This window comes from Erwinia mallotivora (assembly GCF_000590885.1).
GTDB lineage: Bacteria > Pseudomonadota > Gammaproteobacteria > Enterobacterales > Enterobacteriaceae > Erwinia > Erwinia mallotivora.
Genome location: NZ_JFHN01000055.1, coordinates 1 through 16201, shown reverse-complemented (window position 1 = coordinate 16201; position 16201 = coordinate 1). Strand labels below are relative to the sequence as shown.

The window sequence follows — 16201 nt, the reverse complement described above, 5'->3', positions numbered from 1 at the left end:
ATGTCACTGGCAAAGGCTTCGGTGTGGACGGCAGCGTCCACGCTGGTAAAAATTGCTGCCGGATTGCTGGTGGTGAAAATGCTGGCGGTGTCGTTTGGCCCCGGCGGTGTCGGACAGGCGGGTAATTTCCGCCAGCTCATTACCGTGCTGGGCGTGCTGGCCGGGGCGGGTATCTTCAACGGTGTGACGAAATACATCGCGGAATATCAGCAGCAGCCGGCGCGATTACAGGCGGTTACCGGCACTGCGTCAGCAATGGTGCTGGTTTTCTCTCTCGCGCTCGGCGTGTTTTTCCTGCTTTTCGCGAAGCAAGTCAGTATCGGGTTGTTTGCCCGTGATGAGTATCAGAACGTGGTGCGCGTGGTGGCCTTTCTCCAGATGGGCATTGCCTGGGCTAATCTGATGCTGGCGATCATCAAGGGGTTCCGCGATGCACGGGGCAACGCGCTGGCATTGATTTCCGGCAGCCTGGCAGGCGTGGTCGCGTGGTTTGTTTGCTACTGGCTTGGTGGATACAGCGGTGCGCTGGTAGGTATGGCACTGGTTCCGGCGTTGGTTGTCTTGCCTGCGGCGATGATTCTGGCGAAGCGTGACCATCTGCCGCTGCGTTTTCTCCGACCGGTGTGGCATGGTGACATCGCCCGTAACCTCAGTAAATTCACCCTGATGGCCTTGATCACCTCGGTGACGCTGCCGGTGGCGTGGATAATGATGCGTAACCTGCTGGCAGAGCATGATGGCTGGGAGCAGGTTGGCCTGTGGCAGGGCGTGACCAGCATCTCCGATGCTTACCTGCAATTTATTACCGCCTCCTTCAGTGTATATCTGCTACCAACGCTCTCCAGACTGACCAGCAGGCAGGCCCTCTCGCAGGAGATTTTTCGCGCGTTACGCTTTGTGCTTCCGACGGTGATGGCGGTCAGTCTGACGGTCTGGCTGATGCGCGATCTGGCCATCTGGCTGCTGTTTTCCAGCAAGTTCACGGGGATGCGTGACCTGTTCGTCTGGCAGCTGACCGGTGATGTGTTCAAAGTCGGATCGTATATTTTCGGATACCTGGTGATCGCCAAAGCGTCGCTGCGTTTTTACATTCTGACCGAGATAAGCCAGTTTTTACTGCTGACGTTATTTGCGCGCTGGCTGGTCCCACTGCATGGTGCCACCGGCGCAGCGCAGGCCTATATGGCCTGCTATATCACTTATTTTGCACTCTGTGTGGGTGCCTTTTTTATCTGGCGCAGACAAGTATGACAACCATCATTCATGTGCTCGGCTCGGCCATTCCCCACCACAATCTGACGGTGCTGAGGTTTTTTAACGACATTCTGTCTGAGGCCGCGCCTTGTTCTGTGCGCCGTTCGTTCTGGGTGGTGGGTGACGCCAGCGAATGGCCTAATCTGGCGGTTCGCACCTTTGCTGACAAGCGAGCGATAGCACAGGCGGTAACCGCGCTGGCCTCTGCTGACCGCAGCACGCGCTTTTTCTTTCACGGGCAGTTTAACCCGACGTTATGGCTGGCGATGCTGACCGGCCGGTTGCGCAGGTCGCAGGTCTGGTGGCATATCTGGGGGGCCGACCTGTATGAACAGGCCGCTGGTCTGAAATTCCGCCTGTTCTATCTGATGCGCAGGCTGGCTCAGCGGCGGGTGGGGCATATCTTCGCCACGCAGGGAGATATCAGTTATTTCCGACAGCGTAATCCGTCTGTCCCGGCCTCTTTGCTCTACTTCCCGACCCGTATGGCGCAGGTTGCTGTGCCGACGATGTCCGGAAACCAGCGCTTAACCATCCTCGTGGGTAACTCCGGGGACAGCAGTAACCGTCATATTCAGGCGCTGCATGACATTCATCAGCAGTTTGGCGATGAGGTGGAGGTGATAGTCCCGCTGGGTTATCCGGAAAATAACGCCGCTTATATCCAGCAGATCGCGCAGGCAGGGAAGGCACTCTTTGCCGAGGGCCGCGTGCACCTTCTCCATGAAAAGCTTGATTTCCCGGCCTACCTCCAGCTGATTTCCCGCTGCGATTTAGGCTATTTCATTTTTGAACGCCAGCAGGGGATTGGCACGCTGTGTCTGCTTATTCAGGCCAATATTCCCTTTGTCATCAATCGCAAAAATCCATTCTGGCAGGATCTGACCGCGCAGCAGGTTCCGGTACTGTTTGCCGGCGATCCGCTTGACGCCGCCGTGGTGGATGAAGCGCGACGGCAGATGCAACTGCTGGACAAATCTTCGATAGCCTTCTTTGATCCGACATACGTGGCTGGCTGGCAAAAGGCGTTGATGCTGATCGAAGGAGAAACGGCATGATGTTATCGCAGTTTGCAGGGCTGCTGGTGGTCTGGCTGCTGTCGCTGGGGATGATACTGACGCTGACCTGGCATGAATTTCGCCGGGTACGTTTTAACTTTAACGTTTTCTTCTCGCTGCTGTTTCTGCTGACTTTTTACTTCGGCTTTCCATTCACTGCGCTGTTAGTGTCACGCTTTAACGTCGAGGTGGTGCCTGCGGAGTATCTGCTTCAGGCGATGCTGTCTGCCACCTGCTTTTATGCCATCTATTATGTCAGCTACAAGACCCGCCTGCGGTCGGCCAACCATCGGCCTTCCCGCCAGACCTTCACCATCAATCGCGTCGAGGCGCATCTCACCTGGGGGATCCTCGCGCTGATTGCGCTTGGTACGGTGCTGGTGTTCTTTCTGCATAACGGTTTTTTGCTGTTCAAACTGCACAGTTACAGCCAGATATTCTCGGCTGACGTCTCCGGCGTCGCCCTCAAACGCTTTTTCTATTTCTTTATCCCGGCGATGTTAGTGGTCTATTTCCTCAATCAGAGCCTGCGCCGCTGGCTGTTCTTTCTGGTGGCGACGGTGGCATTTGGTCTGTTGACCTACGTGATTGTGGGTGGCACGCGGGCCAATATCATTATCGCCTTCGCCCTGTTTCTGTTTATTGGCATTATTCGCGGTTGGATCACGCTCTGGATGCTGGCAGCGGCGGGCGTGGCAGGCGTGGCGGGCATGTTCTGGCTGGCGCTGCGACGCTATAACCTTGACGTCAGCGGCGATGAGGCTTTTTACACCTTTCTTTATCTGACGCGGGATACCTTTTCGCCGTGGGAAAACCTGGGGCTGCTGTTACAAAATTATCACCGGATTGATTTCCAGGGCCTCGCGCCAGTGGTGCGGGATTTTTACGTCTTTATTCCCGGCTGGCTGTGGCCGGATCGCCCCTCCATCGTGCTGAACAGCGCCAACTATTTCACCTGGGAAGTGCTGAATAACCACTCTGGCCTGGCGATCTCCCCGACGCTGATTGGCTCGCTGGTGGTGATGGGCGGCGTGTGGTTTATTCCTCTGGGCGCGGTAGCCGTTGGCATGATCATCAAATGGTTCGACTGGCTGTATCAGCAGGGCCAGCGTGAAACCAATCGTTACAAGGCCGCGGTGCTGCAAAGTTTCTGCTTTGGCGCGGTGTTTAACATTATTGTGCTGGCGCGTGAGGGGCTGGATGCGTTTGCTTCTCGCGTGGTGTTCTTCTGCCTGATTTTTGTCGCGGCGGTGGTAGCAGCCAAGCTGATTTTTTGGCTGCTGGACAGCGCAGGCCTGATCCGCCGCCGTAAAATGACGGTTTCTGTCCCTGTGCAGAGCTGATTGTCAGATTAAGAGTCGTTGACCTTAAGGAACCTGCAATGGATATCCCCTCTCTTGTGCCGCAGTATCAGATCCGTGGCATTACCCTGCTGGGATTCAGCGACATGGCCGGGATGCTGGACTATCTCTGTCAGGAAGGGACGGTAAGAACCGGTACGCTGGTGGCGATTAATGCCGAAAAAGTGCTGACCGCCGAGAGCCAACCGGAGATTCAACAGTTGATCGCGGCGGCAGAGTACAAATATCCCGACGGCATCAGTATCGTGCGCTCCATCCGCAAAAAGTATGCGGGTGCCAGAGTGGCGCGTATTGCCGGTGCTGATTTATGGCAAGCGTTGATGGAGCGAGCCGGGCGGGAAGGCACGCCTGTATTTCTGGTCGGTGGCAAGCCTGCCGTACTGAATCAGACCGCAGATAAGCTGCGCCGACAGTGGAATGTAAATATTGTCGGCGTACAGGATGGGTATTTCACCCCGGTCGAAAGCGAGGCATTGTTTGCGCGCATTGCTGCAAGCGGCGCAAAGATTGTCACGGTGGCGATGGGTTCACCGCGTCAGGAAATATTGATGCGTGACTGTAAGGCAGTTTATCCGCAGGCGCTGTATATGGGTGTTGGCGGCACCTATGATGTTTTCACCGGCCATGTTAAGCGTGCGCCCAAAATCTGGCAGAAAATGGGGCTGGAGTGGTTATATCGACTGATTTCGCAGCCCTCGCGTTTACGGCGTCAGCTCCGGCTGCTGAAATACCTTAACTATCACTGGCGCGGCGAGCTGTAAAGGTTGATGCAGATGTCCCCACACTCTGGCCGCCTGGACAACTGAGGTGAGATTTAAAAATGACGGTCGGGTGTTGACGTTGAACGCCTTCAGCACGGCGGCATCACTTTTATTTTCGCTTTAGTGGTGATTAAAAATTCGCTGTTTAGCCGTCATTTTCGGCCAAAAACGAGGGTGCGTCAGACAGAACGCACAAAGCGTAAGCAAACTGATTTTTTTATGAAAAAAGCACTGGACAGTATCGGCCCAAATCCGTAGTATGCCCATCCGCAACGGCGCTACGCGCCCGTAGCTCAGCTGGATAGAGCGCTGCCCTCCGGAGGCAGAGGTCTCAGGTTCGAATCCTGTCGGGCGCGCCATTAAGTTGTGCGCAAGAGCTGCGGTGGTGGTATTACCGCGTTAGTAACAAGAAGTAGCAGTAATGGTGGCTATAGCTCAGTTGGTAGAGCCCTGGATTGTGATTCCAGTTGTCGTGGGTTCGAGTCCCATTAGCCACCCCAGATTTTGAATGGTATGCGAAGGTGGCGGAATTGGTAGACGCGCTAGCTTCAGGTGTTAGTGTCTTAACGGACGTGAGGGTTCAAGTCCCTCTCTTCGCACCACAAAATCAGCAGTACAGAGAAGACGTTTTCGGCGAGTAGCGCAGCTTGGTAGCGCAACTGGTTTGGGACCAGTGGGTCGGAGGTTCGAATCCTCTCTCGCCGACCATCTTTTAAGACCTTGCCATCGCAGGGTTTTTTGCTTCAGGGCAACAGAAATTTAGTATTTAGCCGTATCCGGCGAGTAGCGCAGCTTGGTAGCGCAACTGGTTTGGGACCAGTGGGTCGGAGGTTCGAATCCTCTCTCGCCGACCATCTTCAGAAAAGGCCAGCCTTCGGGCTGGTCTTTTTGCATCCGGAATTCATCTGCCAGATATATTCATGATGAATATATTTCTCCATTTAATTATAACCTTTTGTAATTACTTTTAGTCCTCATTACAGAACCCGTGTTGCATATTTTTTCGGCAGGGGTAAAGTGATGCCCGGCAAGTCTTGTAAAGGAATACAGATATGGATATTGCAGATGCCATTGCCGATACCGGGCAATCCCGCTACCGCCTGCACATCAACGACAGCCGCGCAGAGCCTGACGTGCTGCGCTTTCGTGGACGAGAAGCCCTCAGTGAACCCTTTAGCTGGCGTATCGAGTTCACCACGCCGCAGGATGATATTGACGGAACGGACGTACTGAAAAAATATGCCACCTTCCGTATGCGCAGCGGTAAAACGGTGCAAGGGGTCATTACCGGCTTTGACGCGCTGGGCACAACGGCAGACCAGTCTCATTACAGCGTTACCCTCAGTTCCCGTCTTGCCCTGCTGAGTCTTACCCGTCGCTGCGCCGTCTGGCAGGATATATCCGTGCCGGCGCTGGTGGAAAAGCTGTTACGGGTACACGGGCTTGAAGGCAGTGATTTTGAGTTTCGTCTTGAGCATACCTGTCCGGCCCGTGAACTGATTACTCAGTGGCGTGAAACTGACCTTCAGTTTATTCAGCGTCTGCTTGCCGAAGTGGGAATATGGTTTCGTTGTGGCCTCAATGAATCCACCGGGCTGGATACGGTCATTTTTGCCGACAGCCAGCTTTATTACACGTTTAACGTCACGCTGCCTTTTCAGGAACCCGCCGGGCTGTATGACGGTGCAGAGGAATCTGTCTGGAGTCTGCGAACGTGGCATAAGGTCGTCGCCGGACAGGTGCAGACCCGCAGCCACAATTACCGTGATGCTGCCATGCCGATGGATTCCGTCGTCGCCGTGCGCAGCGGGGCGGCGACCACCGGGGAGCATTACCGCTACGGGGATAATTTTCTGAGCCCCGGAGACGACCACCCTGCCGCCATACCGGAAACCGAAAGCGGCGCATTTTATGCCCGACTTCATCACGAGCGCGAACTGAATAAATCCGCCCGGTTCCATCTGTTCAGTAACGCTTCACACCTTACCCCCGGACAGGTGCTGGAAACGCCCGGCAGCGGGCTTGAGGAGTTGCGCGAAGGAATGGTTATCACCCTGACGACCTTCATTGCCTCACGTGATTCACGTCTGCATACGTCTGTATGGGGCATCCCTTATACCGAGCGCTACTGCTATCGCCCGCCCGCTATCCCGCGCCCGGAGATTTTTGGCACGTTGCCTGCGCGGGTGGAAAGCCGTGATGCCTATGACCCGTATTCGTACCTCGATGAGATGGGCCGCTATCGCGTAAAGCTGCATTTCAGCCGCGAGGATGCAGAGCCCGGTTTTAACTACCTGTGGATACGTCAGGCAAAACCGTATGCCGGAGACACTTACGGCTGGCATATGCCGCTGGTGGACGGCACGGAGGTCGGCGTAGCCTTTCATTACGGCGACCCGGATAAACCGTATATCGCCCATGCTTTCCACGACTCAGAGCACGCTGACGTGGTGAACCGTGACAACCGCAGCCAGAACATCCTGCGCACCGCGGGTGCCAATGAACTTCGGATGGAGGATAAGCGGCAGGAGGAACACATTGCCCTGTCCACCCCATTTGGCGCAACGCAGCTTAATCAGGGGCATATCACCGACGCGCAGGGGGAACAGCGCGGCAGCGGTTTCGAACTGCGCACCGATGAACACGGGGTGATCCGCGTGGCTAAGGGGCTGTTTATCACTGCTGACGGGCAGCATAAAGCCGTGGGCGATATGCTGGAGATGGATACCGCCCTGCGTGAAATTGAATTCTGTCAGCAGCAAATTAACGCCCTGTCTGCCGCGGCTGTACAGGCGCAGGCGCTGGAGGCCGATATTGCCAGCCAGCAGGCGATGTTTGCGGAGCGATTCCGGGACTTAGACGAAATGATCCACTTCTACGGCCCGGAAGGTGTGGCGTTCACCAGTGGCGAGCATATGCAACTGGCAGCCGCAGACAATATAGCCATCAATGCCGGGGGCGATATCAGCAGCGGGTCAATGGGCAATACGACCCTGCTTGCCGGAGAATCACTTGGCATGTTCGCCCATACGGGCAAACTGAGCCTGATTTCGGGGGAAGGCCCGGTACAGGTTCAGGCGCAAAACGGGGCTATACATATCAGCGCTGAACAAAAACTGAGCATCGCATCCATGAGTGAAATCCTGTTTCAGGGCAAAAAGCGCATCACGTTGATTGGTGGTGGCAGCTACCTGAAAATCGAAGCCGGAAAAATTGAATACGGCACTATGGGGACCTATACCCTCAAGGTTAAACGCTTCAGGCTCTGCGCCCCCGCCGTCATGCCGCTTGATTTACCCGCAATGGGGAACGCCCTTAAACAATTTTTTTCCGTTGCCACTGGAAGGGGTTGCGAGACGAACAGCACACTCGTATTTAAATTTATGCCGGAGGAGGAAGAATAATGGCAAGAGAAGACCATTATGTACCGATATTTCCGGAAGCGGATGTGATGCCCCGTAAATTTGATGGCCTGCTGGGCTGGTCGGCTGACTGGCGCTGTGTGGTTGACCCGCAGGAAAAACCCCTGACGCTGGACAGCACCCTGTCACTTAACCCGTCAGCCACTGAGGTGACGGTGCAGTTTGGTGATTCGCTTAGTGAAATTGCGCAGGAGCATGGCTGCACCGTAAAAGAGCTTGCGGAGCTGAACCAACTCCGTAACAGGTCGCTTATTTTTCCGGGACAGGTGCTGAAACTTCCCTTTCGTCAGTACAGCATGGTACCAACAGAGGTCGCCAGTCTGGCAGCACAGGCTGATACCTCCTGTACACTCTCCTTTGCTTTTGAGGATTTGATAGAAAAACCGCTACAACAGTTCAGGGTCAGAATCGAGTCGGCGGCGGGTGATGTGGTCGAGTCGGTGACGGATGAACTGGGAAAGATTCAGGATTACGTCATGGCGAAAGCGGAAGAGATCCGCGTCTTTGTGAAGGGGGCACACGGTGTCAGGGAGGTGGCAAAATTTACGCCGTCAGAGGGTAAAAGTAAGATAAGGCTGACCAGCCCAAAAGTGCGGGTAAAGGGTGTAACCGAACCCATTAAAGATCGCGCCGGGCGAACCGACCTTGATATACACCCGGTGAACACCGTGGTCAGTGGGCGTGACAGCAAGGGGAATCCGGTAATTCAGTTAAATCATACCTGCCCGAATAAATATGATCTCCAGTTAGGACCAAATCTGCATTACTGGGATCAGATTATTGCCGCCTCAGAACGCAGCGGAATTATTCCGCAAAGTATCGCTGCGGTAATTAATGCTGAATCTGCCCAGGATAAAGAAGGTGTCTGGAATAAAGATTCCGTTGCGATAAGCCGGGAGAAAACAAAGGCGGCGAAGACATTAAAAAAACAGCGGGGAGAATCAGCCGAAGGCGTTGTGATTTATGCCAGTTCAGCCGCAGGCATGACGCAGTTTTTAAATGCCACCTGGCTGGATGAAACCTTTCGGGAAGGGACATACCTGAATGAGCAGGCCAGAGCGCGGGGCATACTGACAAATAAACCCAAACGGGATGTGCTGGGCGATATTGAATATCATCCGAAAACCCACCAGCAAATTATCCTGCCAATGTTCGAGGTAGCGCCGGATACCTGGCTGACAAAACAGCAGATAATCAACAACCGGTTAATCCGGGGTGTCACGCCTTACCCACCCTATGCAACAAAAGCGCTTCAGGCGTGGCTTAATCTGCGTTTTGAGCCGGAGTTTATCATTATGGCGGCGGTGGATTACGGGCTGTATAACCTCTCTCAGCTACAGACAGCGGGCTACAGTGTGGACAGGTTGAACGATGCGGAGAAGGCCAAAATCTTTTATCTGACGCACCATCTGGGGCTGGGTGATGCGAAACGCTTTATCCGGAAAATCATAACGGAAGAAAGCGCGCATAAATTACTGGTGGCGCAGGTTGGGGCTAAAAAGGCTGCCAAATCAGCTAAAGATAATGGGAGTTATGTTGAGGGGCATAGAACATGGTTATCAGAATATATTGACAGGAGTATCAGGCTGGAAAAATTTTTTTGTCCAAAAATAGAGTTTACGGAAAAACAGGATTCAGACGGGTTAGAAATCGTGATAGAAAAGATAAAAGGAGGTGTCATATAATGATTTTACGTGCGATGACTTTATTCTTGATGCTGATATCTTCCATGTCATATGCTTTTGAAAAATGCATTCAAAGGACAAGTTGTGACAATACAACATTAGGTAAGTTAGAGTATGTTTGGGGACAATATTCAAACGATAATAAGTCACATGTTACACTCAATGGTAATAATGTACTCACTGTGGATGGCAGTCAGATTGGTCGGGAGCCTAATGGGGATGGTTTTATCCTAGATAAAAATAACAATATAAGTAAGGTTATATTTTATTATTATCTCAATACCCCTCAACATATAAAAACCGATCCCAGATATGGAGATTTATATCGATATGTAGAATATCGGTTATTTGATTTCTCGGGCAAAGAGGTTGTGATTTCAAACGAATTTTACCCACCAGCAGATTATGATGCGCCTCTGGGATGGGTTTCTTGGGGACAAAAAAACTCTGTAATTACCTTTGGTGATGGTTCTCGTTTCAAATATGAAAATGGTCACGTCACGATGATTGACAGTGGTGAAAGTGACACATCTGAAAACAAGCAATAATGTCTTATCGATTAAATGGTGCTACAGCTCAGTCTTTAGCACCTCAGCAGACAATCAACAATCGGTTAATCCGGGGTGTCACGCCTTACCCACCCCATGCAACAAAAGCGCTTCAGGCGTGGCTTAATCTGCGTTTTGAGCCGCAGTTTATCATTATGGCGGCGGTGGGCTGTATAACCTCGCTCAGCTACAGACAGCGGGCTACAGTGTGGACAGGTTGAACGATGCGGAGAAGGCCAAAATCTTTTATCTGACGCACCATCTGGGGCTGGGTGATGCGAAACGCTTTATCCGGAAAATCATAACGGAAGAAAGTGCATATAAATTACTGGTGGCGCAGATTGGGGCTAAAAGTGCTGCCTGGTATGCAAACATCCCAGATAATGACGGAAGTTATATAAAGGGGCATCGGATGTGGTTATCTAATTACATTGATAATAATATCTACCTCAAAGATTTTTATTGTCTAAAAATAGAGTTCACAAAGAAACAGGAATCAGGCGATTTAGAAATCGTCATAGAAAAAATAAAGGGAGGTGAAAAATGATGGTTTTACGTGTTATGACGGTACTCCTGATGCTGGTATCTGCCGTGTCATATGCATCTGGAGAATGCCCAGCTAGCGCAACAAAATGTAATTACACGCGGCTAGGAACTTTAGAATATGTATGGGGGATGAACTCGCCAGATAAGCAATCTCATGTTTTATTAAATGGGAAGGAAATATTTAAAAATGATAGTGATCAGATTGGATGGGATCAAGACGGATGGTTTTATTCTGATAATAAAAAAATGGGAAACATGAGTAAGTTTGTTGTTTATTATGATCTCAATGAACCGAGACAGATAACCAAAGATCTTTATTTATATAGAGCCTATCGTGTTTTTGATTTTTCTGGTAAGGATATCGTAATTTCAAACGAATTTTATCCCCGAAAAGTTTGGAATATTCATCTCGATTGGGCGTCATGGGGAAAGAAAAATGCTGTAATTACCTTTAAAGATGGTTCTCGTTTTAAATATGAAAATGGTCATGTCACGATGATTGACAGTGGTGAAAGTGACACATCTGAAAACAGGCAATAATGTTTTTTGATTCAAGTCCTCTCGCGACCCTCTTCAGAAAAGGCCAGCCTTCGGGCTGGTCTTTTTGCATCCGGAATTCAAAGAGGATGAGAACCTCCGAAGGAGGTTTGAGCCGGGCACTCGTCCGTTTACGGATGCCGGAGGCCGCATCATAACGACACGACCTCCGGCTACAGCCGTCAGCTGCGTGACCGCAGAATCTGACTGATACGCCGCCCCAGCTGTTGGCGGTTATCCTTATCGCTCATCATGCTGGCATGGTCTCCTTTTACCTTTGCAACAGTGAGTTGCGCTTCCGAGTACAGCCTGCGCCAGCCCAGATCTGCCTGGCCTGCCGTCTGCGCGACAAACCGGTTAAATCTGGCGGCATCGGCCAGCACCAACGGATCAACCTCCGGCACCGGCAGGGTTTTCTCCGCCGCCAGCAAATGAACACGCTGAAGCACCGGGCGCAGCAGCGCATTGCCACACAGCTGTTGATAGTGATAGCTCTGCTGCCAGCGTTCAGGCGATACAGCAAACAGCGACCGGGTTTCCGGCATATTCAGCGCCTCAACCCTTTGATGAAGGGCATCCTGATCCAGCTGCATCAATGCCTCAATCTCAGGCCTGTCCCACTGCTGCGCCAGCGTTGGCGCATTGAACAGGAACATGTTTACCAGCCATGAATTGAAAGCCGGTGCGGGAGCCGAACCTGCAAGAGTATCGATCAGGCCAACCAGCGCCACCGTCTCTCCCGCCTCCTGCAACTGTGCACCGATTTCATGCGCCAGCAACCCGCCGGAAGAGTAGCCGAACAGCGTATAGGGTCCCTGTGGCTGAACTTCCCGCACCTTTTCCACCATCTGCCCTGCCAGCTTCTCCAGCGTGGCCGGTTGAGCCACTGCGTGCTCAGGCCAGGGCAGAGCGTAGAGAGGACAGTCAGTGTCGATTTCACGTGCGAGCCGGAAGGCATAAGTGTAATCACCGAGGCCAGTAGGCACAAAGAAGACGGGCTGCTCTGCGCCAGTGTTGCGGATAGTAACGGCGCGTGATGGCATCTTTTCATCCTGTGCGGCCAGCGCGGCGGCAAATTCCCACAGCACCGGTTTAGCAAACAGCGCATCGACGCCGATAGCGCCATACGGACGCAGACGTTCGACCACCCGCACCGCCAGCAGGGAATGACCGCCAAGATCGAAGAAGTTATCGAAGCGGCCTGGCTGCTCAATATCCAGCTGTTCACCCCAGATATCCGCCACGATTACCTCGGTCGCTGAGACAGGGGCTGCATTTTCAGCCCGGATAAAAGCCTGTTCGTCCGCAAGCGGCAGCTGGTTGCGTGCCAGCTTGCCATTGGGCGAGAGCGGCAGGTTCTCCATCATCACCCAGGCGGCCGGGACCATATAGTCCGGCAGAGTGTCAAACAGCCTGTGACGCAGATCGGCCGCATCCAGCGATCCCTGTTGATGCAGCACCACATAAGCGACCAGCTGCGGCTCTCCACGGCGATCATCGACGATAACCGCAGCGTCATCCACCTCAGGAAGCCTCTGAATCGCCGACGCAATTTCACCGGGTTCAATACGCAGCCCACGAATTTTTATCTGATCGTCATTGCGACCCAGATAAACCAGGCTGCCATCGGCCTGGTAGCGCGCCAGATCGCCAGTGCGATACATCCGCTCACCCTGCCGATCGCTGAAGGGATCGCGCAGGAAGCGTTCCGCCGTCAGTTCATCCCGCTGATGATAACCCCGCGCTACCGGCACACCGCCAATATACAGCTCGCCGCAGGCACCAAAAGGCACGGGTTGCTGCTGGTCGTTTAACAGGTAGAGCCGCGTATTGGCAATCGGTCGGCCAATCGGCACCCCCTGGTGCGGATCTAACGGATGGCAGCGCCAGGAGGTGACATCAATCGCGGCCTCGGTCGGGCCGTAGTGATTGAAACAGCTCACCGACGGCAGTGCGCTCAGCACCGCTTTCAGCAGTTCGGCGGACAGCGCCTCGCCGCTGAAGATCAGGCGGCGCAGGTAGCTATCGCAGCGCCCGACCGGATGGCGTAAAAACTGCGCCAGCATCGAAGGCACAAAGTGGGCGGTGGTCACCTGTTGTTGCTCAATCAGTTCTGCCAGATAAGCAGGATCCCTGTGCCCACCCGGTCTGGCGATGACCAGCGAGGCACCGGTGATCAACGGCAGGAAAAGCTCCCAGACTGACACGTCAAAGCCAAAAGGCGTTTTTTGCAGCACCCGGTCGCTGGCATTCAATTCATACTCTTTCGCTGCCCACAGCAACCTGTTGAGCAGGCTGCGGTGGCTGTTACCCGCGCCTTTAGGGTTGCCGGTGGAGCCGGAGGTATAAATCAGATAGGCCAGGTCGTCCGGTGAATCCACTGTCCGGGGATTAGTTTGCAGCCAGTTCCCCTCTGGCGGGATATCAACAGCAAGGCTGTCGAGCGGATGTTCACCCAGCGCGGAGCGTCCGGCGGCGTCGGTCAACAGCAGCGGTGCGCCGCAATCATGCAGAATGTAATGCAGGCGTTGTTGCGGATAATCAGGATCGAGCGGGACGTAAGCAGCCCCGGTTTTCAGCACCGCCAGCAGGCTGACCATCAGATGCAGGCTACGAGACGCGCAGATAGCCACCAGGCTCTCTGGTCCGACGCCTCTCGCCAGCAATCTGTGCGCCTGCTGATTGGCCATGCGGTTAAGCTCACCATAGCTGAGCGTCTGTCCCTCAAAGGTCAGCGCCAGCGCGTTGGGGCGTTGTGCTGCCTGCTGCTCAAACAGCGTCTGAACCGGTAAACTGCACGGCCACTCCTCGCGGGTCTGATTGAGTTCCTCCAGCAGGAAATGCCGCTCCTTTGCCGACAGTATTGCCAGCGACCTGACGGCGGTATCCGGCGCGTTTTCCAGCGCATCAACCAGTGAAGTCAGCGCCTGGTTCATCCAGCCACACACCTGTTCTGGCGTCACCCTTGCGGTAGTCTGCGCGGTCAGACCCAGCGCATCCCCGAAATCTTCGATGGATAACACAAACGGATAGTTGGTGCGCTCCTGTGCATCGAGGATTTGCATACCTTCCGGTGTATGCTGTATGTTGCGCGCATCGCTGTGCCGGTAATTGAGCAGGGCGCTGAACAGCGGTGCCGGTGCGGCAATGCCGCTACAGCGCTGGGCCAGCGCCAGCGAAGCATGTTCATGCATCAGCAGTTCGCTCAGTGCCTGATGGGTTGCTGCCACCGCCTGAAGGACGCCGCGCTGATCGATATCCAGCCGCAGCGGCAGGGTATTAATAAACAGCCCCATGGTGCTTTCCGCATCGCGGCCGCCCTGTAAGCGTCCCAGCAGCACGGTGCCGAACACCACCTGAGTATTGCCGCTGGTATGAGCCAGCAGCACACCCCAGGCGAGATGGCACAGGCTGGCGAGGCTGACGCCAAGCTGGCGCGCCTGCTGGCGCAAACGCTGGTTCAGCCCGGCTGACAGGCGTTGGTGTGCTTCTGTTATCCCGGCGGTAGCGTCCGGCTCTTCGGTCAGCTCAAACGGCAGGGTGAGTGTATCAATATCACTAAGCATCCGGCGGTAAAACGCCTCATGTTCCTGTCGACTGACGCCAAGCCTGGCCTGAGCGATCAGATTGCGATAAGGCGTGGCGGGCGCCAGGCTGTCGCCCTCTCCGGCATAGATCGCGGCGATCTCCTGCTGCTGGATAGCCAGCGTGGAGTGATCACCGATCAGGTGATGCCACAGCTGCACGGCGTACCAGCGCCCGTCTTTTTTGTCGCGGGCGGCGATCAGCCGCAGCAGCGGAGCCTGGCGGAGATCCAGACGGAAATGCGACAAATCATAACGCGCCAGCAGTTGCTCCTGTATCGGTGCGCTGTCGTGCAGCGTCAGTTCGGTCAGCACCGTTTCCACCCGGCGCAGCACCACCTGGGCGGGTTCGCTCAGGCCTTCCCAGAGGAAAGCGGTGCGCAGCACGTCGTGGCGGGCCACCACCCGGTCAAGGGCGTCGGCATAGCGCAGCAGGGCGTGGCGATCGTCAAAACAGAGCTGAACCCGCAACAGGTAGGGGTCGCCCCTGTCGCTCCTCAGGTGGTGGAACAAAATCCCCTCCTGAAGCGGCGACAGGCCGTAGATATCCCGGATGGCGGCAACGCCGCCGGGCAGGCGGTCGGTGATGCGGTCAATGTCGGCCTGGCTGAGGACGATAAGCGGCAGCTTCTCCGGGGTGATGTCACTGCACGTTTCGGTCAGCAGCGAAGGCGGCACGGCCACCTCCTGCTGCTGTCCGAGGCTGGCGGCGAGTCCGGCAAGGGTGCGGGTGGTGAACACCGCCTGTACGCTGGCGTGCAGTTTCTGTCGGCGCAGCCGCTCCATCAGGCGCACCGCCAGCAGGGAGTGGCCGCCGAGGGCGAAGAAGTTGTCGTCACGGCTTACGCGTTCAACGCCGAGCAGTTCCTGCCAGACGGCGGCAAGGGCCTGCTCCACTTCCCCCTGCGGCGCAACAAAGGCGCGTCGGGCAACGGCATTGTCGTCCGGCTCCGGCAGGGCGCGGCGGTCAAGCTTGCCGTTGGCGGTTAGCGGCAGACGCGGCAGAGCAATATACGCCGCCGGAACCATCCAGGCCGGGAGTCTGTCGCTCAGGAAGTCGCGCAGCGTGGTCGCGAGATCTTCCGGCGAGTGGTGGAGGACGACCCAGGCGATCAGCTGTGTTTCACCACGCCACGGACGGGCGAGCACTGCCGCCTCGCGCACAGCCGGATGTTCACTCAGCTGCGCGGCGATTTCGCCCGGCTCGATACGGAAGCCGCGAATTTTGACCTGATCATCGTTGCGGCCCAGGCAGGCGATATTGCCGTCGGGCAGGTAGCGGGCGAGGTCGCCGGTGCGATACATGCGTGCGCCGGGTATCTGGCTGAACGGCTCAGGCAGGAAGCGCTCTGCGGTCAGTTCTGGCCGATTCAGATAGCCGCGTGCGACACCCAGACCGCCGATATAGATCTCGCCGGTAGCACCGGTCGGTACTGGCTGGTGGT

10 protein-coding genes and 5 tRNA genes are annotated in these 16201 nt (G+C 54.9%); 14 read left to right on the top strand and 1 reads right to left on the bottom strand.

From position 1 onward, the window contains the following. From wzxE to BG55_RS14510, 14 genes are all read left to right on the top strand, one after another. Nucleotides 1–1251, top strand: coding sequence for a lipid III flippase WzxE (wzxE, locus tag BG55_RS14575; protein WP_034938948.1), 1251 nt, complete (start codon nt 1–3; stop codon nt 1249–1251). Further along, nucleotides 1248–2312, top strand: coding sequence for a TDP-N-acetylfucosamine:lipid II N-acetylfucosaminyltransferase (gene wecF, locus BG55_RS14570; protein ID WP_034938944.1), 1065 nt, complete (start codon nt 1248–1250; stop codon nt 2310–2312). The genes wzxE and wecF overlap by 4 nt, the downstream gene beginning before the upstream one ends. Next, complete coding sequence (gene wzyE / locus BG55_RS14565) at nt 2309–3655, top strand: ECA oligosaccharide polymerase (RefSeq protein WP_034938942.1); 1347 nt, start codon at nt 2309–2311, stop codon at nt 3653–3655. The genes wecF and wzyE overlap by 4 nt, the downstream gene beginning before the upstream one ends. A 38-nt stretch (nt 3656–3693) precedes the next feature. Beyond that, complete coding sequence (wecG, locus tag BG55_RS14560) at nt 3694–4434, top strand: lipopolysaccharide N-acetylmannosaminouronosyltransferase (protein ID WP_034938939.1); 741 nt, start codon at nt 3694–3696, stop codon at nt 4432–4434. Between the two features lie 282 nt (nt 4435–4716). After that, nucleotides 4717–4793 (top strand) — tRNA-Arg (locus BG55_RS14555). Between the two features lie 65 nt (nt 4794–4858). After that, nucleotides 4859–4934 (top strand) — tRNA-His (locus BG55_RS14550). A gap of 15 nt (nt 4935–4949) precedes the next feature. Further along, nucleotides 4950–5036: transfer RNA gene (locus tag BG55_RS14545), tRNA-Leu, on the top strand. Between the two features lie 29 nt (nt 5037–5065). Then, a tRNA-Pro gene (locus BG55_RS14540) sits at nt 5066–5142 on the top strand. A 69-nt stretch (nt 5143–5211) separates the two neighbouring features. After that, nucleotides 5212–5288: transfer RNA gene (locus tag BG55_RS14535), tRNA-Pro, on the top strand. Between the two features lie 198 nt (nt 5289–5486). After that, nucleotides 5487–7838, top strand: a complete 2352-nt coding sequence (locus tag BG55_RS14530; RefSeq protein WP_034938936.1) for a type VI secretion system Vgr family protein — start codon at nt 5487–5489, stop codon at nt 7836–7838. Continuing rightward, entirely contained in the window at nt 7838–9541 is a 1704-nt protein-coding gene (locus BG55_RS14525) for a LysM peptidoglycan-binding domain-containing protein (RefSeq protein ID WP_034938934.1), read from the top strand. The genes BG55_RS14530 and BG55_RS14525 overlap by 1 nt, the downstream gene beginning before the upstream one ends. Then, entirely contained in the window at nt 9541–10089 is a 549-nt protein-coding gene (locus BG55_RS14520; RefSeq protein ID WP_034938931.1) for a hypothetical protein, read from the top strand. The genes BG55_RS14525 and BG55_RS14520 overlap by 1 nt, the downstream gene beginning before the upstream one ends. A gap of 208 nt (nt 10090–10297) precedes the next feature. After that, nucleotides 10298–10636, top strand: a complete 339-nt coding sequence (locus BG55_RS14515) for a hypothetical protein (RefSeq protein ID WP_235192769.1) — start codon at nt 10298–10300, stop codon at nt 10634–10636. Continuing rightward, a complete protein-coding gene (locus BG55_RS14510; RefSeq protein WP_235192768.1) occupies nt 10633–11175 on the top strand; it encodes a hypothetical protein in 543 nt (180 codons plus the stop codon). The genes BG55_RS14515 and BG55_RS14510 overlap by 4 nt, the downstream gene beginning before the upstream one ends. A 179-nt stretch (nt 11176–11354) precedes the next feature. Here BG55_RS14510 and BG55_RS14505 read toward each other — a convergent pair. After that, on the bottom strand, nt 11355–16201 hold a 4847-nt coding region (locus BG55_RS14505; RefSeq protein WP_034938929.1), incomplete at its 5' end, for a non-ribosomal peptide synthetase.

Excerpts from the sequence above, each read along its gene's own strand:
- wzxE (WP_034938948.1), top strand. The coding sequence starts at position 1 with ATGTCACTGGCAAAGGCTTCGGTGTGGACGGCAGCGTCCACGCTGGTA.
- wecF (WP_034938944.1), top strand. The coding sequence starts at position 1,248 with ATGACAACCATCATTCATGTGCTCGGCTCGGCCATTCCCCACCACAAT.
- wzyE (WP_034938942.1), top strand. The coding sequence starts at position 2,309 with ATGATGTTATCGCAGTTTGCAGGGCTGCTGGTGGTCTGGCTGCTGTCG.
- wecG (WP_034938939.1), top strand. The coding sequence starts at position 3,694 with ATGGATATCCCCTCTCTTGTGCCGCAGTATCAGATCCGTGGCATTACC.
- BG55_RS14530 (WP_034938936.1), top strand. The coding sequence starts at position 5,487 with ATGGATATTGCAGATGCCATTGCCGATACCGGGCAATCCCGCTACCGC.
- BG55_RS14525 (WP_034938934.1), top strand. The coding sequence starts at position 7,838 with ATGGCAAGAGAAGACCATTATGTACCGATATTTCCGGAAGCGGATGTG.
- BG55_RS14520 (WP_034938931.1), top strand. The coding sequence starts at position 9,541 with ATGATTTTACGTGCGATGACTTTATTCTTGATGCTGATATCTTCCATG.
- BG55_RS14510 (WP_235192768.1), top strand. The coding sequence starts at position 10,633 with ATGATGGTTTTACGTGTTATGACGGTACTCCTGATGCTGGTATCTGCC.